The sequence below is a fragment of the Streptomyces sp. NPDC043867 genome (assembly GCF_056435845.1).
In genome coordinates, this window is the sequence record NZ_JBWKDS010000043.1 from 1 (window position 1) to 24162 (window position 24162).

Below are 24162 nucleotides of genomic sequence, written 5' to 3' on the forward strand. Positions count from 1 at the left end.
AACCCCCCACACGCACCCACCACCCACCACCCCCCAGCCAGACAACCAGCCAGACAACCAGCCACCCACCACCACCCCACCCCCACCAAACAAACCCTCCGGTCTCATCCCCGAAACCACAAACCCACACCAGACCCCCCAGCACACCCAACCGCCCCGCGACCCAAAACAACCCCCACAGCACGAGCCAACCCACGCCACCCCACGCCCGGGCAGTTCAGGGCAACGGACCGGGCGGCAACAACCCCCAGCCCGTCACCCAGACGCAGAGGACACAGTCGGGCCACCCGCACCCACCCGCGAACCTGACCGACGCACCCGGCGTGACACCGGGGACAGCGCCACCAAGGCTGCGATCCCGGCGGCCACCGCGGCCGCTGTCCAGCCGTGACGGAACCCGATGAGCGCGGCGTGTGTGGTGCGGGGTTCACCGAGGAGGGTGACGACGACGGCAACGCCCAGTACGGAACCCGTCTGACGAGCCATCGTGGTGACGGCCGACCCGGTGGCGAAGCGGTGCGGTGGGAGCGCTGCGGCGGCCGCGCCGACCAGGGTCGGCAGGGCGAAGCCCACTCCGATGCCGTTGAGCAACATGCCGGGGAGGAACGCGGTTGCGTACTGCGGGTCCTTACCGAGCGCGAGAGCCCACCAGACGAGACCTCCGGCAAACAGCAGGCAGCCGAGCGCCGCCGTCCACCCCGCGCCGAATCGCTGCACGACCGGCCCAAGGGTCAAGGCGAGCACGGGTACAACCAGCGGTCCCGGTGCGATCGCCAGGCCGGTACGGATCGCCGAATAGCCCCAGACCTGCTGGCACCAAAGCACGGAAGTGAGCAGCATCGCGGCAAAGGCGACGGTGAAGAACAGCGCCGCGACGGTAGCGACGGTGAAGGCGGGGATGCGCAGCAGGGAAAGCTCGACGACCGGTGCGGCATGCCGCGCCGACCGCAGCCAGAAGGCCACGCCGAGAACGGCCGCGACGGCGAGCGCGCCGACCACACCGGGCGAACTCCAGCCCCAGGCACCGGCCTTGACCAGGCCAAGAGCCAGTGCGCCGATCCCGAGCGTGAGCAGGGCGGCCCCCGCGAGGTCCGGCAGCGGCCCTTCGCGGTCCGGGCGGGCGTCGGGCAGCAGCCGCGCTCCTGCTATCAGACCGGCCACGCCGACCGGCACATTGACGAGGAAGACCCAGCGCCAGTCGGCCTCCACGAGCAGTCCACCGGCCACAGGTCCCAGACCCGCCGCGATACCGCCGATGGCCGCCCATCCCCGGATGGCCCGGGAGCGGCGTTCGGCCGGGGTGTTGACGAGCAGCAGTGCGAGCGATGTGGGCATCAAGGTGGCGGCTCCGACAGCCTGCAGCGCCCGGGCGGCGATCAGCCAACCGGCGCCGGGTGCAACGGCGCAGAGCGCGGAGGCCGCGGTGAAAACCGCGAGCCCGAGCAGGAAGCCGCGGCGGTGGCCGTACCGGTCGGCGAGCCGGCCGGCCACGACGAGCAGCGCGGCGAAGACGATCGCGTAGGCGTTTAGTACCCAGGACAACGAAGCGAGCGAGGCGCCGCCGAAGGAACTACTGAGGGCGGGGACGGCCACGTTGACGATGAAGAGGTCCAGGTTCACGACGAAGACGCCGGCCGAGACGATCCAGACGGTGGCCCGCCCGCGAGCCAGCGAGTTTGACTTTCCAACTATCATGGTCGCAAGGTAACGCGAGCGAGTTTGAAATGGCAACCTTGTCCGCACGAACGGCAACGAGTGGGCGTGGGCGGGAACCCTTGCGGGGCAACCACCGCTTCGAGGCGTTCGCCTGCAACCTTGACGCGCCGCGCGACCTGGCTGGACTGGGGCGACAAGCGGATCATGGACAAGCCCGCTGTCGTACTGAGGCACCACTCCGACCACTCCCTCGACGCGGTCTGGCTCTGCCGGGCTGCACCTGCGGCAGGGAGGCGTCGTCGACGCGCTCACCGTCGAGGCCTGCGCTCCCGGCTGGGACCGTGCGGGCACCGTGTGCTGACCTCCGGCCTCTGGTTGAGGCCTCCGATGGCCGCGCACGTCCGCCGCACGATCTCACCCTCCAACTTGCCAAGAGACCAGCGGAGTTCTGCCGTCACCGTTAACCAGACACGGCCAACCCGCATCTGCTGATCGACAACAGACCGCATTGGGAACCGGCCCCATCAGCAGGAACTCGGTCGCCCGTCAGCACTGAACGGCCAACCCGCGACCCTGGAGCGGCTCGCACAGACCACCAACTCGCAGACGCCCTCGTCCACGGCCCCTATGAGAAGCGCGAGCAGGGCGTGACCGCGACCGGTCCGGCCGGGCTGCTCGGCCCGCGGCCGGCCCGGGCAAGGGCGCTTCTAGGATGGTCGGTGGTTCGCCTGGGTTTCGGGGGTGGTTTGTGGCTCAAGGGTTGGTAGTAGGTATCGGCGCCCTTCGATGGGCAGGACGGGGACGATGTTGCGCATGGCCCAGCGCCAACACTGGTGCCCGTCCGCGCCGCAGTGTGCCGCCAGAGCATCCCCGGTCAGCGAGGCACGCCGGCGCAGGCTCTGCACGAAGCCGGGCCCTGGAACCGGCACGAGGCCTTCCTGTGCGGCCCGCCCCACCACGGTGGCCACAGCCTGGAAGGCCTCCTGCACCAGGGCACACCACGGGCCTACATCCACCACGAACCGATCGCAACTCCCGTCCTAACCGCCCCTCTCGTGCCAGCCAGGCTCAGTCAGGAGAACGACTCGCTGTGACGTACCACGATGCCATCCCCTCACAGGGCGAGCGACGACTGCAGACCCGACTCGGCACTGGTGAACGCGCCGAAACCTTCTACAACCGACAAGTCCACGCACACCTCACCGACGCCATGCGTGACTTCATCCGTCGCCAGTCCATGGTCTTCCTGTCCACCGCCGACGCCCAAGGCCACTGCGACGCCAGCTTCCGCGCCGGCCCCCCGGGCTTCGTCACCGTCCTGGACGACCACACCCTGACCTACCCCGAGTACCGCGGCAACGGTGTCCTGGCCAGTGCCGGAAACGTCACCGAGAACCCGCACATCGGTCTGCTCTTCATGGACTTCACCCACGACCACATCGGACTGCACGTCAACGGCTCGGCCCAGCTCCTCACCGACGAGGAACTGCGTACCGCCCACCCCGAGATACCCGCAGACACCGCCCCCGGGCGCCAACCCGCACTGTGGACGCTCATCACCCTCCACGAGGCCTATGTGCACTGTTCCAAACACATCCCGCATCTCGAACCCGCCCCCCGCACGCTGAAACTCGCGCGCACCCGCCCCAAGGACGCCGACTATTTCACCGAAACCCCTGCTCCAACCCCCACTCCTTCCTAAGACGCCATCTCATTTCGTGAGTCTGCGGTAACAGATGAGGGTGCGGGCGATGCTCGTGAAGGCGAGGAAGTGGTCGGCTTTGCGTTCGTAGCGTCGGTGGAGGCGGCGGCAGCCGGCGAGCCAGGCCATGGTTTGTTCGATGGTCCAGCGGTGCCGACCCAGCTGTTGTGAGGCCTCGGTGCCTATGCGAGCGATGCGGTGGGTGATGCCGCGTCGACTCGCCGCCGCGCTTGAGCGGTCGGCCGCCCTTGGGGTTGGCCAGACTGAACTCCTTGCGGGAGAGCGTCGGACGCCGCATCACCCGATCTGAACGGACCCGGCCGAGGATCTCGACGGGCAGCCCCGCCAGCAGGTGGGCGATACGCGGAGCGTCGTATCCGGCGTCCAGCACGACCAGGACCTCCGGATCACCCGGCCGCCAGTGGCCGGCGGCAACCCCAGCCGCTCGATGACCTCACGGATCTGCACGGTGGTCACCGCAGCGACGTCGGAGCCGGGCTCCACGCGGACCGCGTCCAGCACCGCCGTCCAGGACGTGCGGCCACTCTCCAGCGCGGCCACGACCGAGTACGGCCAGCCGGCACCATCTGATGCTTGCCCTCACCCCGGCCGAACGTGTGGCAAAAGGCCCGGTCAGCACAGGTGTTGGCGTCCGGTCGCAGCCACGGCGAAACATCCACCGCCAGCACGAGCCGACCGTCCGCCGCCCGCGGCAACGGCACTCCGGCCAGGCCCGACGCAGCCGGGCGACGTCAATCCGGCCCTGGTTGAGACCGCCGTACAGAGCCCCGTGACCACGGCGGTGTTCGGGCGCGAGCGCGAGATCGACCAGCGTCCGCATCCGCCAGTCCGTGCATAGCAGCGCGTCGCATAGCTCGAACACGGCTTCGCCCCGCGCGGGTCAGACACGCGTACAGCTCCGACGGGAAGTGTGACACTTCCACGAACGCATCCCGCAGGACGCCCTGATGCACCAAACTCACGACCACGACCACGACCACGACCACGACCACGACCACGACCACGACCACGGCCTTCGCGCTGAGCCACTCTGTGACGGAGCACAGGATCAGACGGAGGCCGCCTCCTCGTCCGCTGAACTGCGAAAGCTCTGATCAAGTTCGAACCGCGTTCGCCACAGAGCTTGCTAGGGCTCTGCCCTAGCAACCCCGTAGAAGCGCCTGCTCCAACCCTCGGAACAGGCACCCTCCTCGGCACCGGTCTCAGCTCTCGGCATGCCGCCGGATCACGGTCACCTGTAGTAGACCTTGCAAGCCAGGTCTACGTAGTTGGCGTCATCCAGACAGACCTTGATTTCGGCAGCCCCGCCCGGAACATCGGCGGGAACGTTGAGAGTGAAGCTGGCCGTCTGGTTGCAGATGATGCTCGTGCCGCGGCTGCCCAGTTGCTTTCCATTGGCGTCGTAGGTGTACATCCAGGTCGCCCGGCATCCGCTGGAGCTGATGGCTCGGTGCTCACCGGCCAGAGTGACCGACCGGTTGTACCAGGCGGCCGTGCCCATGGTGTAGGTGGCCCCGAAAGGGACATGGATCCCCGGGGTGGTGGGGTACTCGACGGCCTGCGCGCTCGTCGCCGGTAGCCCGAGGAGCATGCCAGCCGTCAGGGTCGCGGTGCCAAGGCCAGCAGCCATCTTCATAAGGCGCATACGGTCTCCCGGAAGAGAAGCGAAAACACAGAAGAAGCCCTTCCAATCTGACCAGGGGACACCAATACGTCTACGGAGTATTCAGCCACATCCATCTCCGAGTCCCCAGGTTCGAGCTGCGTTCGACACTGAACGTTAAACGACAATCTGAGTTAGCGTTTCTGATCCCATAAGACCGGGCCTTATGTAGTGAGGCAGTCGACTGAATGTCGCTTCGGCCAAGATTGGCGGCGCAGTCAGCGGCCTCGACTCCGCTGCCACGAGCATTCTGTCGGTGTCCTGGAATAGCCCAACCAGTGCCGCGGATGCGTTGCACCTGCGGCCTACAGGGTCGGGACGCCAAGTCGTCAGGGCTGCCCCCGCACCCGCGGCGGGTGCGTCACTCCTTCGCGAACTGGGGCGTGTTGCAGTTAAATCGCAGCTCATTCCACGCAATATCCAGAAATAGACGCCTAGTTGTCGGAAGTGTCAGCGTGTTCGGTGCTGGTGCCGCATTCGCCCACCCCCACGGCGTGGGGAACGGGCACGGAACCCGGTCCGGATGCCGTTCTCACCACCGTCCAGGTTGAGGGAACGACGGTAGTGGCTGAGGGCGGCGGCGGCACGGCTACATCCACCGCGACGTGCCCCGCCGGAACGGTCGTCACAGGCGGCGGGTTCGTCGCCGCTCCGACGCCACCCAACCCGGATGTCGAGTACGTTGTCCGTGAGAACCAGAGGGGCCCGGGCGACTCATGGCAAGTGACCATCGAAGGACTTGAGGACACCACCTTCTATGCCGTCGCGGAATGCGCCACCTTGAGCTGACCCTGCCAGGCCACGCCGCCCACGGTCGACCTCGGTTTCGGGCGGCTGCCCAATAACTTGGGCAGCCGCCGGTCACCGTCGTAGTACACGTCGAAGAGCAGCGTTTTGGCAGCAGCCCACGGCGCGCGAGTGGCTGAAGTCCTGGACCTAGGTGTCCGGAGTTGAGGGCATCGTTACCGAGGGCAGGAACCAGCCTTACCGGCCCTCGGCGCGCGGCTGGGCCAAGATCCGTCACCAACCCCGCAGATGCCTGTTTGTGCGGCCGCCATGACAAGTGCTGTGGTGGTGGGGTGCGGTGCTGACGTTGTGTAGGTGGGTCCGAGAGTTTGGGGTTCCTGGTCAGGGCAGGGGTGAGAAGCGCTCGGGGGGCTTGCGTGCCTTGGTGATGCGGCGGGTCATGAGGGTGATGACTGCCCAGGTGATGAGGGTTTCCGAGTGCGGGATCAGTCGTTCGTAGTCGCGTGCGTGTCTGCGGGCCCGCATCATCCACGACCAGGTCCGTTCCGCGACCCGTCGGCGGGGCAGGATGACGGTGGCGACCGCGCGGGGGCCTTTCCCCATCTCGCGGCGGATGCGCTGGGAGATGGGCGTCGCTGATCTGGTTGATGACGCCGCAGGCGGCCCAGCGGGCCATGAATCCCCAGACGGTTCGCCAGGGCGGGTGGTCCGTCGGCAGGGCCCGCCATGTGCAGCCGGTGTCAACGACGTAGCGGATCGCGTCGACGGTCTCGCGCCGGTCGGGCTTCTCGGGCCGACCGCCGGTGATTGTCCCCCAGGCCGGGACGGGGAGAAGGGGTTCGAGCAGGGCCCATCCGGCGTCGGTGGTGTCGGAGGGGTAGCGGCGTCGGCGCATGGCGGCTGGCCTTCAACCGGTGCTGGGCCGGGGCTCTGGCCGAAGGCACTTCAGCGCGGTCCTCGAACCCATGGTCGAGCGGTCTGCCCCGTGCCTGCGAGGCAGGTGTCCGGGGTGGAAGTCGAGGCGTACTTCGGCCCGCTGCGCCTGTTCACCCCGGCGGACCGGAACCACAGCAGCCGACGCGCAGATTCAGAGCCTGCACTCTTCCCTGCGCCGACGCGACGCCAACGCCCGTCACCCGGACGTATGCGCCGCCCAGCGCAAGGAACGCGCATCCGCAGCGAGAAGGGCATCCACTGGTGTGGACACCCGCTCTCAGTCGATGCCTGAACTCGAGTGGGGCCCCGCCTCACCTCCGCCAGAACAGGTGGTGCGTCACGCCGCTCGGGCTGGGCACGATCTCCAGGTGGAACCGGTCGAGGAGCTCATCCGGGGACTGCCAGAGTCGCAGTCCGAACCCGAGCTTCACCGGCGAGACCGCCACGTGCATGGTGTCGACGAGGTCAGCATCGAGAAACTGCCGGATCGTGGTGACCCCGCCGCCGAGTCGGACGTCCTTGCCCTGCGCCGCTTCGCGCGCCCGTTCGAGGACCGTGGCCGGGTCGCCGTCGACGAAGTGGAACGTGGTGTCGGAGAGCGTGAACGACGGACGCCTGTGGTGGGTCATGACGAACACCGGTGTATGGAACGGGGGTTCCTCACCCCACCAACCGCGCCACTCATGGTCCTGCCAGGGCCCGCGCTGGGGCCCGAACTTGTTGCGGCCCATGATCTCGGCCCCGATGTTGCGTGCGAAGTCCCGCGTGAAGTAGTCGTCGAGTCCCCTGCTTCCTCCGGGATCCGTGCGCATGGGCCAGCTCGCCGTGGCTCCGGCCCAGGCGAACAGCCTCCCGGGATCGACGTGGCCGAACGGTTGCTCGAGGCTCTGGTCCGCACCGGCACCGATCCCGTCACTCGAGACGCCGAAGTTCATGACTCTCAGTAGTTGATCCATGTGGTCCCTCGCCGGGTCTGTCGCGTCATCGTGTGGCCGGGCGGCCGCATGCCAATACGTCGAATGGGACGTGGCCGGATCGACAGTGGCCCGCAACCTTTTTCCAGGCGTGTCAGGAAGTGGCCCCTGTTCGCAGTGTGCCCGTGGCGGACACGGACGGCATCAAGGTGGCCGTGACAGCCATAGGCTCCATGAGGCTGAGCAGGAGTTCCTTGCCTCAGGCGAGCGTCAGGCGCTCAATGCCGCGAGCACCATGGATTTGGCTTCCTCCTGGATCCGGCTCAGGTGGTCCGGGCCATGGAAGGACTCCGCGTAGATCTTGTAGACGTCCTCGGTGCCCGAAGGGCGGGCCGCGAACCAGGCGTTGGCGGTGGCGACCTTCACCCCGCCGAGGGCGGCGCCATTGCCCGGGGCTTCGGTGAGGACCGTGGTCACCGGCTCGCCGGCCAGGGTGTCCGCGGTGACCTGGCGCGGGGACAGCTTGGCGAGCAGTGCCTTCTCCTCGCGGGAGGCCGGGGCGTCGATGCGCGCGTAGGCGGGGGCGCCGAAGCGGTCGGTGAGCTGCGCGTAGTGCTCCGAGGGCGTCTTGCCGGTCACGGCTGTGATCTCGGAGGCGAGGAGGGCAAGGATGATGCCGTCCTTGTCGGTGGTCCACACCGAGCCGTCACGGCGCAGGAAGGACGCACCGGCCGACTCCTCGCCGCCGAAGCCGAGTGTGGCGTCGGCCAGTCCGTCCACGAACCATTTGAACCCCACGGGGACCTCGACCAGTTGCCGGCCGACGTCCGCCGCAACCCGGTCGATCATGCTGGACGACACCAGGGTCTTGCCGATCCCGGCGCCCGCCGGCCACTGTTCCCGGTGCGAGAACAGGTATGAGATCGCCACGGCAAGATAGTGGTTGGGGTTCATCAGTCCCCCGTCCGGTGTGACGATGCCGTGCCGGTCGGCGTCGGCGTCGTTGCCGGTGGCGATGTCGAACCGGTCGCGCTGCTCGATGAGCGAGGCCATGGCGTACGGCGAGGAGCAGTCCATGCGGATCTTGCCGTCCCAGTCCAGCGTCATGAAGCGCCAGGTGGGGTCGGTGAGGGGGTTCACCACCGTCAGGTCGAGCCTGTGCTGTTCGGCGATGCGGCCCCAGTAGGCGACCGAGGCGCCGCCCAGGGGATCCGCGCCGATCCGTACGCCGGCGGCCCGGATCGCCTCGAGGTCCAGCACGTTCGGCAGGTCGGTCACATAAGTGCCGAGGAAGTCGTGGCGGCCGGTGCCGGGTGCGGCCAGGGCACGGGCGTAGGGGATGCGCCGTACGTCCTTGAGCCCCGCGGTGATGATCTCGTTGGCGCGGTCCTGGATCCAGGAGGTCGCCTCGGAGCCGGCAGGGCCGCCGCTGGGAGGGTTGTACTTGAAGCCGCCGTCGGCCGGCGGGTTGTGCGAAGGGGTGATGACGACACCGTCGGCGAGGCCGGACGTGCGGTTCTGGTTGTGGGTGAGGATGGCGTGCGAGACCGCCGGAGTGGGGGTGTAGCCGTCGGCCTGGTCGATGAGAACCGTCACGTCGTTGGCCGCGAACACCTCCAGTGCCGTGATCCGCGCGGGCTCGGACAGGGCGTGGGTGTCCGCGCCGAGGAAGAGCGGGCCGGTAGTGGCCTGGGCAGCGCGATACTCGCAGATGGCCTGGCTGGTGGCTGCGATGTGGTCTTCGTTGAACGCCGTCGCGAGGGAGGAGCCGCGGTGCCCCGAGGTGCCGAACGACACGCGTTGCCCGGGATCGGCCGGGTCGGGGTGCAGCGCGTAGTACGCCGTGACCAGGCGCGCCACATCGACAAGGTCCCCGGGCCCGGCGATCTGCCCTGCTCGCGCGTCCTGCATCTGTCCGCTCCTCCGCAAAGTCGACTGCTGGGTACCGCCCCATTCTTCCCTGCCCAGCTCGCCCGGACCCACACCGAACGGCCACCGCGGGGACACAACCTGGACTGATGCGGCACCGACCCGTCGACAGCGTTGCCCATATCGACGACGAACTCGACCTGCCCCTCCCCTGCCCCGGTGCGTCGTGAGCGGGCCACCGGCCTGTCCCCCGGGCAGCCGCCGGTTGGACACCCTCGGCCTTCTGCTCCCCTCCCTCGCCCGGTCTCGCCCTGATCCCGGCGGCCGCCGGTTGGACACTCCTCGTCAGTGGCGGCGACAGCGAGGGCCGGTCCAGCGAGGGGGCGGCAGGTCCGCCTACGGGGCGGCAAGCTCGCACACGTCGTCCGCACACCCGTACAGCCACACCCCCGCACTCCCGCACCCCCGTACAGTGGAACGTACGTTTTCGTCCCTGTTGTGACCGTTCACCTCCCGCACCACCCGCCCCCCGGGAGCGCTCATGCCCCACCCGTCCACCTCCCCGGACGAGGACTCCGGCACCCTGTTCGGGCTCGACGCCCTGGCTCCCGCCCCCGCGCCCGGCGGCGGCGCCCCGGGCTATCGGGACTCCCCCGCGGCGCGGCGTCTGCTGCCCGTGCGGGAGATCCACGCCGAGCCCGCGGCGGCCGCGTCCGCGCGCGGCCGGCAGATCCTCGCCCGCTTCCCCGAGGCGCAGGTCGTCGAGGTGGACTCCCACTGGCGCATCCCCGGCCTGCACGGCAACGAGGGCAACGTGGCACGCTGGGTCCGTATCAAGGGCGAGACGCTCGTGCTCGGGGAGCGCAGGTCGCCGAGCACGCGTCCCAACGGCCGCTCCGCCGACTGGATCGCCCCGGGGGCCTCCAACGGCTGCGCGATGGCCTGCGCCTACTGCTACGTGCCCCGCCGCAAGGGCTACGCCAACCCGATCACTGTCTTCACCAACATTGAGCAGATCATCGCCCACATCGGTCGGCACATCGCCCGCCAAGGCCCCAAGCGCGAACCCAACCAATGTGATCCCACCGCGTGGGTGTACGACATCGGCGAGAACGGCGACTGCTCGGTGGACGCCCTGATCTGCGACAACACCGCCGACCTCGTCCACGCCTTCCGGCAGTGGCCCACCGCCAAGGCGTCCTTCGCGACCAAATTCGTCAACCCCGACCTGCTGGCCCTGGACCCGCGCGGACGCACCCGCATCCGCATGTCGGTGATGCCTCCGCAGGACTCCCGGCTGCTGGACGTGCGCACCTCACCCGTCGCCGATCGCATCGCCGCCGCCGCCGACTTCCTGGACGCCGGCTACGAGGTCCACTTCAACCTCTCCCCCGTCGTGGTGCGCCCCGGCTGGGAGGAGGCCTGGACACAGCTCCTGACGCACCTCGACGACGTACTCCCGGCCCGGGTGAAGCAGCAGGCCGCCGCCGAAGTGATCATGCTGACGCACAACCGGGAGCTGCACGAGGTCAACCTCGGCTGGCACCCCCAGGCCGAGGACGTCCTCTGGCGGCCGGAGCTGCAGGAGACCAAACGGTCCCACAACGGCGCACTGAATGTGCGCTACGCGGGCCCCGTCAAAGCACAGGCGGTGCAGCGGCTGCGTGAACTCATCGCCGCCCACACCCCATGGCTGCGCATCCGCTACGCCTTCTGAAACCAGTGCCGCATCAGGCAACGTTCCCCCGGTTGTGGGCGCTGCCTGTCGACGGCTTCGCCCGCTGGCGATAATCGACCGATGGCCACCATCGAACGCCCCATGCCGCCGCTGAACGCGGACGAGCGCACCACGCTCGAAAGCTGGCTGGACTTTCACCGCACGACACTCGCCAGGAAGTGCGAGGGCCTGGACGATGAGCAGGCCGCCGTCGCGTCCGTGCCACCGTCCGGCTTCACTCTGACCGGCCTCGTCCAGCACATGGCGGAGGTGGAGCGGAACTGGTTCCGCCGCGTGTTCGCCGGCGAACCGGCCCCGCCCATCCACGACCCGCAGGCTGACCCGGAAGGCCCCGACGGCGGCTTCGAACTGTCCGAGGGCGCCACCCTGCGCGACGCCCTCGCCATCTGGCAAGCGGAGATCGCTCGCGCCCGTGAGCACTGCGCGGAGCGCGCTCTGGCTGACACAGGGCGCTTCATGGAGCAGGACGTCAGTCTCCGCTGGATCTACGTCCACATGATCGAGGAGTACGCCCGCCACAACGGCCACGCCGATCTACTCCGGGAACGCATCGACGGCACCACCGGCGTGTAACGCCGCGTAGGCGTCGGTCGTCGGCGTGGCGGTTTCGCCAGCTGATGTAGCGGCCGATCATGCTGCCCTGTTCCTTGTGGTCGGCGTGGTCGGTGCCGTCGACGGTGAAGTAGCGCAGGGCGGTGAACTGGGCCTCGATGCGGTTGGCCGCGAGCTGTTGGTGTCCGAGGCCGGCGTCACCGGCGGTCGGCCGGGGGCAGACGGACCGCCAGCCGGGTCAGGAGGAGGGCGGTGTGCCGGCCGGCGGGAAAGAAGGCGCGCAGGGACGGTGGAGCGTCGACGCGGACGTCGACGTGGGCACGGCGCGCCAGGCCGCGTGCGCCCACGCGGGTGAGGTGGAGGGTGCCGCCGGGGCCGAGCTGGACCAGCGGCAGCAGCCCGGGCACATACACCGGCATCGGGATCCGGCCGGTGCCGCCCACGCGGAGCTCGACGCGCCAGCCGTCGCCGGCCGCCGCACTGCGGGCGCCACAGCCACCCGCGCCCACCTGCGGCGGCTCGTGGGTGAAGCGGGCCAGGGTCTTGGGCAGGGCCCAGTTCTCCCGGCCGGCGGCCAGGCCGGCGGGGGAGCTTACGGCCATGAAAGGCACGGTGGCGAAGAGGGACCCGGCCCGCCGGTAGACCACCACCGCGGTGACCTCGTCGTAGGGGCCCACCGGTGTCGCCTCGTAACGGATCAGCGCACCCACCACCATGACCGGGGTGGCGTTCACGCGGACCCGGGCCGCGACCACCTCCTCCAAGGCCGCGCGGGCACCGACGCCGGGACGCGCGGCCCAGCACAGGGCCCGGGCACGCACCTCCCACGGGGCCGGCGTCCGGCTGCCCGACGACGCGGCCCGCTCCCGCGCACTGAAAGCGATACCCGGGGCGCCGGCGAGCCGGGCGAAAACACGGTGCATACGGACGACCTTCCTCCGCGGCTTGCGGTCTCGCAGCAGATCACCTCCACCGAGGCGCCGAACAGCCGGCCAATGCGGCCAGTGCGGCCACCGAATGCTCCGGCGGCGGGTGTGTTGCCGAACGGCCTCCCGGCCTCCCGCCTCCCGGACACGCGCCGCGGGAGACCAGGCCCGCAGAGCGAAACGCCGGGCTGCCGGCCCGGAAGGCAGGCGAACCGGGTGTGACCAGGCAGGCGAACCGGGTGCAGGCCGAAGGGGAGTCCGCGAAGGCCAACATGGCGCTGGGCCCCGTCGCCGCACTGATGGACCGCACCCGCGACGCCGTACGCAAGGCCATGGGCGACGGCTGACGCCCTCCTGCCGGTCGGCGGCCGCGGTGCAGTCCGGCCGTCGACCGGCAAGTGGCCGAGCGAGCGTGCCACACGTGCCGTTTCTGACCTCGGCCGACAAGGGTCACTGGGGGCGGGCGGAAGAGGGCCTCGCGGCTGTCCTTCAAGGCCGGGGGGTGGTGCGGTGCCAGCGGGGGCGTGCGTCGCCGCCGCTGTGTCCCGCGACGGAAGCACAGCGTGGGCACTGGCGTCGCACCCGGTCCGCGGCGCCTCCGGACTGCGGGAAGGTGTCCTGCCAGGTGACGTGGGGGAAGCGGATCAGCTGAGAGCGGCTGAGGGACAGTCCGCAGACGGTCTGGTTCATGCCCTGCTCCCAGGCGTGGACCTCTCCGGCGGGCAGCCGACGCCGCCCCTCCTCCTCGTCGACCCACTGGCCGGAGGCGGCGACCGCGTATTGCCTGACGCGGCTCATGCCGAGCGCGGCGGAGGACCGACTCCGGTGTGGCGGCCCGGCACCATCGCTGCGTGACGCTGACCAGGTCCCGGGCCGGAGCGGGCGGCCAGAGCATCGGCAACGGCGCCGGTGGCGAACGCGTGAACGGTCTTGTGCAGCACGTCCACGAGCAGCTCTGCCCGCGGCCAGGTCTGCGGCGGAGCGCCGACGCCGGTGGCGTTCTCCAGGATCTGGTCGGCGGTCAGGCGCACGACTGTGAACTTGCCCGAGGACAGGGGTCCACGCAGACCGGCGTGGGCCATGACCGACCGCAGGACGCCCATGGCAGCGGCCTGGCCCACGTGCATGGCCCGGTTCGAAGCGACCGGTGCTGCCCCTTCCGGCATGCCGGCCAGCCGCTTCATGGTCCTGCCCGGGACATACGAGTCCGGCCGCCCGGTGAGGCGCTGCTCCGCCTTCTCCCCGAGTGTCATCGCTGCCGCTCCGACGGCCCCTGCGATCAGTCCCTGCCACAAAGCCTGCTTCATCATGCGCGCCGGGTACCCGGGTCCTGCCACTCATCACCCGGACCTGCGGTAAGCCCCAGCGGTCCGGACTTCCTGCGAGGACCCCGCGCCGACGGTTGGCACGGTGCGCAAGCTCCGCGACCGACACGAGCACACCAAGCCTGCCGGCAGCCGATGCCGGGGCACGGGGCACGGGGCACGACGACCGAAGCCGCCACCCGCAGCTGATCAGAAGGAGATGATCCGGGCGATGAAGTACGCAGCCACGATCACAGCCCCGGCGATGATGAGGAAGATCCAGATCTTCGGGTGTTCCCATGGACCGCCGTCAGCCCGCTCCTGATGGGCTTCGGCAGTGGAACCTTCTACCGGTGGTGTCTCTTCGGGAGGGACGAGCGGTTCCGTCATACTTCAACCCTCCTCCACGCACGGGCCACGCGCACCCGCTGCGCCTCCCTGAGGGCTGCCCGCTATCCGGGGATATCGGGAACGACTGCGATCATCCGGAACGCAGAGCTACCCCTGTTCGGGAACCGCCATCTCCCCGAGGAGTGACCAGTCGTCCTGCGGAACGGTCGCGTTCACGATGCGCGGCGTCTCCAGCAGATGGGGCGGCAGCGTCTGCTGCGCGGCCTTGAAGTGCGCGGACTGCACATGCGCGGCCCCGGCCTCCTCGTCGCGGAAGGCCTCGACAAGGACGTACTCCGTCGGCTCCTCGACGCTGCGCGACCAGTCGAACCACAGGCAGCCGGGCTCGGCGCGCGTGGCCCGGGTGAAGTCGGCGGCGATCTCGGGCCAGCGGTCGGCGTGCTCGGGCCGGACTCGGAACTTGGCGGTGATGAAGATCATGGGATTCCTTCACTGAAGTCTGTGCGTCTTGCGTCAAACAGGTGTTGCGTACGGCACGGGCAGGGACGACGAGGCGATCTTCTTTGCGGGCAGCCGGGGCTCTGCCTTCTCTCCGGCCGCGCCTTCAGGACTCATGGCGAGACGATCGTACGAGTCCGGCTTGCCGTCGCCGGCTTGCGGGCGCCGCGACACCGCGGCGTCGCGGCATTTCGCCGCACGGCCCGCGGCCCCCTGAGGTGCGCCACGAACAGCGTCCGGCCGATACCGGGACCCCCGACCTTCCGTCGTCCGCTACTTGGTCCGCCGCATCAGGGCGAAACGTGTGTTGTCGCCGTAGACGCCGCTCTCATCGCCCCGGACGCCGTACCGCCTCTGAAACAGGGTCACTGCCTCTCGGACCCCCGTGTCGTAGCGGCCGTCGATCGGGCCACCGTCGTAAATGCCCGGTACTTGCAGGAGGCGTACCTGCAACTCGTAGACGCCATGGCCGCTGTCGCCTTGGCGTAGGACGCCCGTGCCCGGGATTTCGGGGAGCGGCGGGTCTGCTGTGCCGGGCTGCGAGTGGTTCGTCCGCCCTGGAGGTTGGGGAGAGGGGTCCTTCGGCGCGGGAGTCACAGGCGCCGGGGTCTCCATGCGCCCGGAAGGCGAGGAGGAGGTCGCAGGCTCGGCGTTGTGGTCGGTCAGCAGCCAGGAGGCGAGGATCAGCCCGCTGGCCGCGCCCAGCCCGAAGATTCCGGTGACGCGCAGGTTCCTGCGGCTGGTGGCTCGCCGCCGTCTGCCACTGGTCCTCCTTCCGTGTGCGCGGACAGACGGAGCAGATCCCACCGAAGGCGCGGTGGCGAGCTGGTCTGGTGGGACGGCCGGACAAGAGGGGGAGTCCGACCGAGCGGTGCCCGGCCGGGGGCTCCTGCTCTGCCCACTCTCTTGACAGGGAGCCGGAGTGGGGAGAGCCACAGTCGGTGCGACTGCTTCCGGGCCCGGTCCATTGGCCGTCGGAGTCCTTCCCACCGACGGCGGCGGGACGGTCTCCAGTCCTCTGGGCAATCCCGGTGTCTCCGCCACGACAGCCTGCGGGGTGTTGGCCTGGCGCGGGCCGCCGGTCGGCAGCGATTCAGCGGCTGTTGGCCGGTGGGGCCCGGGAGACCCTGGTTGCGTGCCTGACGACACACGTCGGACCGGCAGTGCCGGGCGGGATGCGGAGGAAGCGGGGGTCGAGGACGGGGGCAGGGCCGGCTGGGGAGAGCGGGCATCCCCGGTCGGGGAACCGTGCCGGCTCCGGGGTCGGGACGAACCCTCGGCGTGTTCCTGCTCCTCTTCGCGCAGGAGGTCGGCGCGTGCGGCATCCAAAGCGTCCAGCACGGCTTGGAAGGAGTCCCTGATCTCCCGCGCGATGTCAGGGTCTGCGGCGGGAGTGCGCTCAGCGTCGGCGTCGTCGGGACCCACCGCTGCCTCCTCAGCTTTGTCCTGTTCCTGAAAGGCCGTGTGTTTCGTCAGCGGCGGTCAGGTACCAGGGGTCGGATGGTGACGAGGACCTCTGCATGGGGCGGCCAAGTGGCGGGGGCCCCACCTTTCTTGTCTTCGGAGGCAGATACGTAGGCCACGCGGCTTTGTCCTCATCCCCCGGCCGGTGTGTAACCCACGCCTTATTCAAGGCCAGGTTCTCGTCCTCTACGGGATCTTTCCGCATGAGTGTGACGTCGTCCTGGGAGTCCGTCGACATCAGCGTCCGACAGAGTTGCCTACCCCACTTTTCAGATCGCGGCTGAGCACTCAACCGATCCGCCCCGTTGACCCCAGTAACCGGTGACCCGCCTGCAGACCGGTGAGGAAGGGAGGTCCGCACATGTGGAAGATCGGTCCGAAACAAGCCAAGTGGCGTCTCCCCGGCGCTGACTGCTGTCCGGCTTCGGGGCACCTTCTCTCCCGTCGACTCAAGGACTGAGATCGGTCGCTTCATGGACTACTGCATCCCGTGCAACCGCACGCTCAACGGCGCCGTAACCTGCCCGGAGTGCGGGGCATACGACCCTGACATGGCACAGCCGGGCGATTGGACGGACGGTGCTCCGGCCGTCGACGTCGCGATGCCGGAGGTCCGCCTCAGTACGGGGCCGAGCTCCTCTCGATCCCCCCTTTCCGGGTCACCGACGCCCTCGCAAGACAGTCCGGAAGACGACCGTCCGGCGCGGCGGAGAAAGTATGCCGTCCGGTCTCTTGCCGCCGCCGCCTTCACCCTCCTCGGAGGCCTGGCCACCGCCTCGGTGCTTTCCCAGCCGCCAGCCCCACGGGCAGCATCGATCCCGGCACCGTCATCCCCCGAGACACCGGGGATGCCCGTCACCGATTCACCCGCTTCACCGGAGCGTGCGACCACGCACCCCGCCCGAAAGGGCGTCCGGGACCCAAACGGTGACGGCATCCGGCGTCCCGTTCCGACGGCGACGCGCAGCAAGTCACCGGTCTCCCGGCCTCCCGCCACCACCAGCGCGCCCCCACCGCGGAAGGCGAAACCGACCCCCCGACCCTCCAGTAGCCGCCCCGGCTCGCCCTCGCGGACGGCGACCCCGTCCGCGACGCCCTCCGCAAGTCCCTCGGGCGGCGTCAGCGCCTCTCCCTCCGTGAGCGGCTCAGTGAGTGGCGGAAGGGAAGCCGGGGGCTGAGTCACTGACCGGGTTCCTCAGCGCGCAGTAGCCTCCGCCTGTCCGCACGCAGGTGTGTGTTGGTGGAGTGCCTTCGTCACCCGACGGATACGGCAGCCACTGGGCCCTCGTTCTCCTCAGTCGGACTCGCGCTGAGCGCCGTGGTCCTGAATGAACGCGGCGAACGCGACCGAACCGGGTTTCTGTGGGGGTATGAATCGCTGCTCCAGGATGCGGGCGAGATCCTCCAGCGCGGTGCGCAGTATGTTCCCGCACAGCCGCACGTCGTCCCGTTCGGTGGTGACCGCCAATTCGGCGAGCTCCTCCGCATAGCGGATGTTGTTGGCAAGGGACGTGTGCGCGTCGCCGTCGTGGAAGTAGTAGGACTCGGCGTACTGGAGGAAATCGACGGAGACGGTCGCCACGCCCGAGGCCAGGCTTTCGAGGATGGCCGCTCCGGCGGCGGAGTCCATTTGCCGCTTCGTGGGCCGGGTGCGCCGCAGGTGCGACAGGCGCAGGGCCAGCGCTCGGCGGCGGGCGAGGGCGGGGTAGACGCCGAGAACCCAGGTGACGGTGGCGGTCAGCAGGGCGAAACCGACGATGGCTTCCATGGGGTGGAGAACGCGCACCCATCCGGTTTCCGGGGTGATGTCACCCAGGCCGAGGGTGCCCACGGTGACCATGGAGATGTAGAGCGCGTCCGGGAAGCCGGCGTGCTCGGCCGGTTCGAGGCCTGTGCTGAAAGAGAAGGCGTCGGGCAGGTGGGGCCAGTAGATGAGCGCCCAGCCGACCGTGACGGTGGACGCCCACAGCGCCACGACCGTGACCATGGCGAGTGGTCCGGCCAGCCCGGCCGCGCGACGACGGCCCAGCCGTGAGGACAGTCGCCAGAACACCATCATGACGCGCCGGCTCAGTCCTCCGTCGCGCGTGGGGTGCCAGAGCGTGTGAAAGACATCCCGCAGGCCGACCATGACGAGCCCTGCTCCTGCCAGCGTGACAAGCCACTTCATAGAGGTGTCTGATCCCTCTCCGGTCGGTGATCGAAGGCAGCTCGCCTGACGTGACGAACCCTCTGCCCCGTGCCCTGCCGTCTTTCGATCATGCTCTGGCCGCAGCCGGCTTCTCGTCCGCAGGCGGCTTCTCGTCCGCCGACGGCATCTCGTCCGCCGGCGGCATCTCGTCCGACCGGTCAGCGGCCGAACACGTCGGCGAACCTGCGCCCGTCGACGACGGGGTAGCCGAAGTCCGTCGCGTTGAAGGCCGTGGCGTACGTGCTGGTCAATCCCGTTGTCGCGCCACGCAGGACCCAGGCCGCGCCGTCGTCGTATCCCTCGGGCAGGACGTCCTCGCCGAACGCGCCGACGGCCAGGTCCGCCCTGCCGTTGCCGTTGATGTCACGCAGCCGCAGCGAGGAACCGAAGTGGTCACCCGCCTCGGCGGCGCCCGGCACACCCGGGGTGGCCTGGTGGAAGGACTGGGCGCCGCTCGCGGCCAAGCCCCCCGAACCGCCCTTCAGCAGGACGACGTTGCCGACGCTCCTGCGGCCGTCCACGGCCTCGTACGTGGCGCCGACCGCGACCTCCGCACGGCCGTCACCGGTCGCGTCCCCCACCGCCACGGCCGCACCGAAGTTGTCGTACGGCTCATCAGTGCCGGGGACGCCCGCGCTGTCCTGGGTGTAGGTCGTGCCCGTGACGGGGAGCCCGGCCGCCCTGCCGTACCGCACGGTGAACGAACCCCCCTGTCCGACCGCCGTGTTGCCGGTGACCAGATCGTCGTATCCGTCACCGTTGATGTCTCCGCCCGCCACGGCCGGCGCCCAGGAAGCGCCTCCCGGAGCGACACCTTCGGCCAGCACCGAGTAGTGGTGGCCGATGTCCCCGGGGCCGCCGCGCAGGAGCCCGACGTAATTACCCGAGGTGCCCGCGTCGGCGTCCAGTATCCGCCCGTGCACCACGTAGTCGCTGCCGTCGGTGTTGGAGAAGTGACCTGCGACGACACCGTCCAGATGTACGTTCTCGGGCACGAAACCGACCTCCGGCGCCAGTGCGCCGCCCTGGGTGGGTTTCCCGTCGGCGTACCACCAGAAGGTGTTGCCGCCCAGGACGACCAGGTTGCCGGTGCCGTCGCCGTCGAGGTCGGAGAAGGAGGTGCCCTCACCGAAGAAGTCGGCCTCGGCGCTCGGGGCGGTGAGCGCCATACCGCCGGACGTGAACGGTCTGGCCCCGCCCCACACGATGGTCACCGAGCCGCGCGCCTTGCCGGTGACCACCTCGGCGGGCGCGCCGACGATCAGGTCGGCGTAACCATCACCGTCGACGTCACCGCTGGTGACGTTCTCCCCGAACTTGTCCTCGGGCTCCGAGGCACCCGGAACGCCCGCGGTGTTCTGCGTGATGTTCACCGAGCGCGCGGGGCTGACACCGGAGGCCGAGCCGAAGAGGACGGTGACCGTGCCCCCGCTCGCCTTGGGGGTGCCGATGGCGAGGTCGCGGTAGCCGTCGCCGTTGAAGTCGTCGGGCAGTGCGGAGGGCGCCGCGACTGCGGCGGGGGCGCCGAGCCCCGCGACGGCGAGGACGGCAGCCGTGGCAATGGCCAGAGTACGTGCGCGCAAGGTGATGCTCCCCTGTCTGTCGAACCGACGTCGGTACCGGCGTCGGTGATCTACGACCCCTCGGGTGGACGAAGGGTTGTACGCGCAGCAAGGCAGGGTGAACAGGAGCCACGGACAGGGAGGCCGGCCGGGCCGGCAGAGGACGGCCGTCGCGGTCCGTGGGCTGCTCGGTCGCCCGAGCAGCCCACGATGATCATGTCGGTCAGGTTCCGGGCATTCGGCGTCCGGTCATTGCGCGAGTTCGCGGTTGATGACCTCGAATATCTCGGTCAGGGGTGCGGGCAGGTGCATTTCGTGGTGCGTGGCGTGCACGTCGTGCACCTGGATGTCGCCGAGGACGTACGGCCGCCACAGGTGGTCGTACATGTCGTCCTTGAGCGTCGCGTTGAAGAACAGCACATCGCCGCGGTAGACCGGGGATTCGAACTTCATCATGACGGACATGTTGTTCGCCAGGACCTTCGACATGTCGTCCAGGAACTCGTCCTGGTTGTCGGTGCTGACGTACTGACCGAAGTACTCCTCCAACTCCTCCCGGTACTCACACAGTTCCTTGCCTGCGTGGATGTCGGAGAACCCCTGCCCGCCGGGGTGCGAGTCGAGGATGGCCATCAGTCCGACCTCGTGTCCGCGCCGGTCGAGCGCTTCCGCCACGGCGTGCCCGACCGTGCCGCCGTAGGACCAGCCGATCAGGTGGTAGGGCCCCTCCGGCTGGACCTCGAGGATCTGGGTGACGTAGTCCTCGACCATCTCCTCCACCGACGCCGCGGGCACGTCCGTGCCGTTGGAGCCGCGGGCCTGCAGAGCATAGGCGGGCCGGTCCTGGAGGAACGTCGCGAAGCTGAAGTACGCCCAGCCCAGTCCGCCCCCTCCGTGGAAGAACCACACCGGAGGCCTGCCCGTGCCGGGGTCGTGGTTCACCGGCAGCACGACCCCGTACGGGTCGGCGACATCGTCGGGGATGGCGCCGGTGAGCAGCAGCGCGGCCAGCTCGGCCACCGTCGGGAACTTGATGATGGTCCGCAGGGGCACGTTGACGGCGAACTGGTTGCGGATGCGGCTGCTGAGCCGGGTGGCGAGGAGCGAGTGCCCGCCGAGCGCGAAGAAGTTGTCCTCGACGCCGACCTTGTCCAGGCCGAGCAGCTCGCCGAAGATCGCGCACAGTTTCTCCTCGTGCGAGTTGCGCGGCTCCCGGCTGACCGTGACCGTGGTGGTCGCGTCCTGCGTCGCCAGAGCAAGCCGGTCGGTCTTGCCGTTCGGGGTCAGCGGGATCTCCGCGAGCGGGACCACAGCGGACGGCACCATGTAGTCCGGCAGACGCTCCCGCAGGTACGCGGACAGTTGGGCGGGCAGTGCCTGGGGGTCGGCCTGCGTGGCATCGGGCGCGGGCACCACGTACCCCACGATGCGCTTGTCGCCCTCCTGGTTCTCCAGCACCGCGGCCGCCGCCTGTGCGACGCCGGGGTGCCCGGCCAGTACGTGCTCGATCTCGCCCAGCTCGATCCTGAATCCGCGGATCTTGACCTGGAAGTCGCTGCGCGCGATGTACTCCAGCCGACCGTGCCTGTCCCACCGCACCAGGTCTCCGGTGCGGTACATCCGCGCGCCGGCGGGGCCGAAGGGGCGGGCGACGAACCGCTCGGCGGACAGCTCCGGCCGGCCCTGGTATCCGCGGGCCAGTCCGTCGCCTGCGATGTACAGGTCGCCCTGCACACCGCGGGGAACCGGGCGCAGCCGTGCGTCGAGCACGTACACCTGGGTGTTCCCGATCGGTGTCCCGATCGCCGGCACGCCCGCCCCCGCCTTCACGGGCGCCGTCGTCGACCAGATCGTCGTCTCGGTCGGGCCGTACCAGTTGCTCACCTCGGCGGCCTGCTCGGCCAGCGTCTCGGCCAGCCGTACCGGCAGTGCCTCGCCGCCGACCATGATCCGCAGTCCCCGCAGGGCGTCCGGCCGGTGCGTCGAGAGCATCTGCCAGAACGCGGGGGTGGCCTGCGCCACGGTGACGTGGTGGCGGCTCATCAGCGCCGTCACGGCCGACGGATCGGTGACGGTTTCCCTTCCCGCCACGACTACTGCCGCTCCGCTGATCAGCGGCAGGTACAACTCGGTGCCGGCGATGTCGAAGGACACCGTGGTGTTGAACAGCATGCGGTCCGCGGACGAGAGCGTGATCCGGCGCTGCGTCGTCGCCAGGTAGTTCGCCAGCGCGCGGTGCGGGATCGCCACGCCCTTGGGGGTTCCCGTGGAGCCCGATGTGTAGATCACGTAGGCGGTGTTCTCCGGCCGTACGAGCACCTGGGGCGCCGAATCCGGGTACTCGTCCCGGTCCGCGCCGGTGAGCGCGTCGGTGTCGAGTACTAGTACCGGCTCGGCGTGGTCGAGCACGTGGTCGATCCGCGAGCGCGGGTAGTCGGGGTCGATGGGGACGTAGGCCCCGCCGGCCTTCAGTACCGCCAGCAGCGCCACCACCAGCTCCGTGGACCGGGGCAGGCACACGGCGACCAGTGACTCCGGCCGCACTCCGCGCCCGACCAGCCAGTGCGCGAGCCTGTTCGACCGCGTGTCCAGCTCCTGGTAGGTGAGCGAGGTCTCCTCACCGATGACGGCGAGTGCCCCCGGTGTCGCCCGCGTCTGCTCGCGCACCGCTTCCACGAGGCCTGGTTCGAGCGTCGGTTCGGCGGTGTCGTTCACCTCCACCAGCAGTCGCTGGCGTTCCTGCTCGCTCAGCACGTCGACGTCCCCGACGCACCTGTCCGGGTCGGCGGCCACCTGCCGCAGCACCCGTGCGAATCGCTCCGCCATGGCCTCGACCGTCTCCCGGTCGAACAGCCTCGTCGCGTACTGGATGTCGCCGTAGAGCGCACCGGAGTCGTCGGTGTTCATGCTGAAGAACAGGTCGACCATGGTCTTCGTGGTGAGGGCCTGCTGTAGCTCCACGTCGAGCCCGGGGAAGTCCAGGACGGGCTTCGCGAAGTTCTGCCAGCCGCACATCACCTGGAACAGCGGCCGGTACGCCGCGGAGCGGTCCGGGTTGATCGACTCGACCAGTACGTCGAACGGCGCGTCCTGGTGCTCGTAGGCCGCCAGCGCCTTGACGCGGACCTGGGTGAGCAGGTCGGCGAAGGAGGGGTCGCCGGAGAGGTCCACGCGCAGCACCAGATTGTTGACGAAGCAGCCGACCAGGTCGCCGAGGGCCTCGTCGGTCCGCCCGGCGATGGGGCTGCCGACCGGCACGTCGTCCCCGCCGCCGAGCTTGGACAGCAACACGGCCAGCCCGGTCTGTACGACCATGGACATGGTCATTCCGCGGTCGGCGGCGAGCTTCTCCAGGCCGGCCGTCACTCCCGGCTCCACGACGAAGCCGACCGTGTCGCCGTCCGTCGAGAACTCCGCGGTCCGCGGCCGGTCCAGCGGCAGCTTCAGCGGCTGCGGCACTCCGGCCAGTTCCTTGCGCCAGTACTCGAGCTGCGCCGCGCCGAGACTGCCCGGGTCCGCGAGGTCGCCGAGGACCTCGCGCTGCCACAGCGTGTACTCCTTGTACTGCACCGGCAGCGGCTCCCAGCCGGGCGCCCGGCCCTCCCGGCGGGCGCCGTACGCCTCGGCGAGGTCTCGCACCATCAGCCCCGCAGAGGTGCCGTCCGTGGCGATGTGGTGGACGACCAGGACCAGGAGGTGTTCCTGCGGCGAGATGCGCAGCAGGTGGGGGCGGAAGGGGATTTCGGCCGCGAGGTCGAACCCGTGCGCGACGGCCTCGTCGACGGCGCCGGCGACGGCCCCGGGAGCCACCTCGGCCACCTGGACCCGCAGTTGCGTCAGCGCTTCCGGCGTGGGAAGGATGCGCTGGAAGGGCTCGCCCCCCTCGTCAACCACGTACGTGGTGCGCAGGCTCTCGTGCCGGTCGACCACGTCGTGGACCGCCGCGACGAGGGCCGCCTCGTCCAGTGTTCCGGTCAGCCGCAGCGCCGTCGGCATGTTCCAGGTCTCCTCACCGTCCAGCTGGTGCAGGAACCAGTAGCGGCGTTGTACGTACGACAGCGGAATCAT

Annotated in this window: 19 protein-coding genes and 4 pseudogenes; 6 read left to right on the top strand and 17 right to left on the bottom strand. The window is 69.5% G+C overall.

The window, feature by feature from the left end:
* Nucleotides 1–255 precede the first annotated feature (255 nt).
* Entirely contained in the window at nt 256–1695 is a 1440-nt protein-coding gene (locus tag AC069T_RS31520) for an MFS transporter (protein WP_478785987.1), read from the bottom strand.
* A gap of 1051 nt (nt 1696–2746) precedes the next feature.
* Between AC069T_RS31520 and AC069T_RS31525 the strand changes: the two genes are divergently transcribed.
* Nucleotides 2747–3358 carry a pyridoxamine 5'-phosphate oxidase family protein gene (locus AC069T_RS31525; protein WP_478785988.1) on the top strand — a complete coding sequence of 204 codons (612 nt, stop codon included), beginning with the start codon at nt 2747–2749 and terminating at the stop codon, nt 3356–3358.
* 9 nt (nt 3359–3367) lie between these two features.
* On the opposite strand, the pseudogene AC069T_RS31530 reads toward AC069T_RS31525, so the two are convergent.
* Both AC069T_RS31530 and AC069T_RS31535 read right to left on the bottom strand, forming a co-directional pair.
* Nucleotides 3368–3571 (bottom strand): annotated as a pseudogene (locus tag AC069T_RS31530) (transposase); the annotation flags it as partial.
* A 4-nt stretch (nt 3572–3575) separates the two neighbouring features.
* Nucleotides 3576–4341, bottom strand: a pseudogene (locus AC069T_RS31535) (transposase); the annotation flags it as partial.
* On the opposite strand from AC069T_RS31535, the gene AC069T_RS31540 reads away from it, so the two are divergent.
* On the top strand, nt 4327–4473 hold the full coding sequence (locus tag AC069T_RS31540) for a hypothetical protein (protein ID WP_478786044.1): 147 nt from the start codon (nt 4327–4329) through the stop codon (nt 4471–4473). The pseudogene AC069T_RS31535 and the gene AC069T_RS31540 overlap by 15 nt on opposite strands.
* Nucleotides 4474–4610: 137 nt before the next feature.
* Here the strand turns inward: AC069T_RS31540 and AC069T_RS31545 are convergent, their stop codons facing one another.
* The 4 genes and pseudogenes from AC069T_RS31545 to pgm form a co-directional block, all read right to left on the bottom strand.
* The gene (locus tag AC069T_RS31545) at nt 4611–5024 is read right to left on the bottom strand and encodes a hypothetical protein (RefSeq protein WP_478785989.1); all 414 of its coding nucleotides are present in this window, start codon (nt 5022–5024) and stop codon (nt 4611–4613) included.
* A gap of 1185 nt (nt 5025–6209) precedes the next feature.
* Nucleotides 6210–6684: pseudogene (locus AC069T_RS31550) on the bottom strand (transposase); the annotation flags it as partial.
* 352 nt (nt 6685–7036) lie between these two features.
* A complete protein-coding gene (locus tag AC069T_RS31555) occupies nt 7037–7681 on the bottom strand; it encodes a dihydrofolate reductase family protein (RefSeq protein ID WP_478785990.1) in 645 nt (214 codons plus the stop codon).
* A gap of 228 nt (nt 7682–7909) precedes the next feature.
* On the bottom strand, nt 7910–9550 hold the full coding sequence (gene pgm / locus AC069T_RS31560; protein ID WP_478785991.1) for a phosphoglucomutase (alpha-D-glucose-1,6-bisphosphate-dependent): 1641 nt from the start codon (nt 9548–9550) through the stop codon (nt 7910–7912).
* A gap of 499 nt (nt 9551–10049) precedes the next feature.
* Here pgm and AC069T_RS31565 point away from each other — a divergent pair, with 499 nt between their 5' ends.
* Both AC069T_RS31565 and AC069T_RS31570 read left to right on the top strand, forming a co-directional pair.
* Complete coding sequence (locus AC069T_RS31565) at nt 10050–11225, top strand: spore photoproduct lyase family protein (protein WP_478785992.1); 1176 nt, start codon at nt 10050–10052, stop codon at nt 11223–11225.
* 81 nt (nt 11226–11306) lie between these two features.
* Nucleotides 11307–11819: a DinB family protein gene (locus tag AC069T_RS31570; RefSeq protein ID WP_478785993.1), complete on the top strand. Its 513-nt coding sequence runs from the start codon at nt 11307–11309 to the stop codon at nt 11817–11819.
* Here AC069T_RS31570 and AC069T_RS31575 read toward each other — a convergent pair.
* Both AC069T_RS31575 and AC069T_RS31580 read right to left on the bottom strand, forming a co-directional pair.
* Nucleotides 11809–11964: pseudogene (locus AC069T_RS31575) on the bottom strand (IS630 family transposase); the annotation flags it as partial. The gene AC069T_RS31570 and the pseudogene AC069T_RS31575 sit on opposite strands and share 11 nt — an antisense overlap.
* A 31-nt stretch (nt 11965–11995) precedes the next feature.
* Complete coding sequence (locus AC069T_RS31580) at nt 11996–12721, bottom strand: acetoacetate decarboxylase family protein (RefSeq protein ID WP_478785994.1); 726 nt, start codon at nt 12719–12721, stop codon at nt 11996–11998.
* 221 nt (nt 12722–12942) lie between these two features.
* Between AC069T_RS31580 and AC069T_RS31585 the strand changes: the two genes are divergently transcribed.
* Nucleotides 12943–13071, top strand: coding sequence for a hypothetical protein (locus AC069T_RS31585; protein WP_478785995.1), 129 nt, complete (start codon nt 12943–12945; stop codon nt 13069–13071).
* Nucleotides 13072–13213: 142 nt separating this feature from the next.
* Here the strand turns inward: AC069T_RS31585 and AC069T_RS31590 are convergent, their stop codons facing one another.
* The 5 genes from AC069T_RS31590 to AC069T_RS31610 form a co-directional block, all read right to left on the bottom strand.
* On the bottom strand, nt 13214–13522 hold the full coding sequence (locus AC069T_RS31590) for a hypothetical protein (RefSeq protein ID WP_478785996.1): 309 nt from the start codon (nt 13520–13522) through the stop codon (nt 13214–13216).
* The gene (locus AC069T_RS31595; protein WP_478785997.1) at nt 13519–14034 is read right to left on the bottom strand and encodes a hypothetical protein; all 516 of its coding nucleotides are present in this window, start codon (nt 14032–14034) and stop codon (nt 13519–13521) included. The genes AC069T_RS31590 and AC069T_RS31595 overlap by 4 nt, the downstream gene beginning before the upstream one ends.
* A 204-nt stretch (nt 14035–14238) precedes the next feature.
* A complete protein-coding gene (locus AC069T_RS31600) occupies nt 14239–14418 on the bottom strand; it encodes a DUF6480 family protein (protein WP_478785998.1) in 180 nt (59 codons plus the stop codon).
* 108 nt (nt 14419–14526) lie between these two features.
* Nucleotides 14527–14859 carry a putative quinol monooxygenase gene (locus AC069T_RS31605; protein ID WP_478785999.1) on the bottom strand — a complete coding sequence of 111 codons (333 nt, stop codon included), beginning with the start codon at nt 14857–14859 and terminating at the stop codon, nt 14527–14529.
* Nucleotides 14860–15150: 291 nt separating this feature from the next.
* The gene (locus AC069T_RS31610; protein WP_478786041.1) at nt 15151–15492 is read right to left on the bottom strand and encodes a peptidoglycan-binding domain-containing protein; all 342 of its coding nucleotides are present in this window, start codon (nt 15490–15492) and stop codon (nt 15151–15153) included.
* A gap of 1322 nt (nt 15493–16814) precedes the next feature.
* On the opposite strand from AC069T_RS31610, the gene AC069T_RS31615 reads away from it, so the two are divergent.
* Complete coding sequence (locus tag AC069T_RS31615) at nt 16815–17519, top strand: SCO2400 family protein (RefSeq protein ID WP_478786000.1); 705 nt, start codon at nt 16815–16817, stop codon at nt 17517–17519.
* Nucleotides 17520–17635: 116 nt separating this feature from the next.
* Here AC069T_RS31615 and AC069T_RS31620 read toward each other — a convergent pair whose 3' ends face one another.
* The 3 genes from AC069T_RS31620 to AC069T_RS31630 form a co-directional block, all read right to left on the bottom strand.
* Nucleotides 17636–18511, bottom strand: a complete 876-nt coding sequence (locus AC069T_RS31620; protein WP_478786001.1) for a potassium channel family protein — start codon at nt 18509–18511, stop codon at nt 17636–17638.
* A 179-nt stretch (nt 18512–18690) separates the two neighbouring features.
* Nucleotides 18691–20115, bottom strand: coding sequence for an FG-GAP-like repeat-containing protein (locus AC069T_RS31625; RefSeq protein WP_478786002.1), 1425 nt, complete (start codon nt 20113–20115; stop codon nt 18691–18693).
* A gap of 228 nt (nt 20116–20343) precedes the next feature.
* The gene (locus AC069T_RS31630) at nt 20344–24162 is read right to left on the bottom strand and encodes a non-ribosomal peptide synthetase (protein WP_478786003.1); all 3819 of its coding nucleotides are present in this window, start codon (nt 24160–24162) and stop codon (nt 20344–20346) included.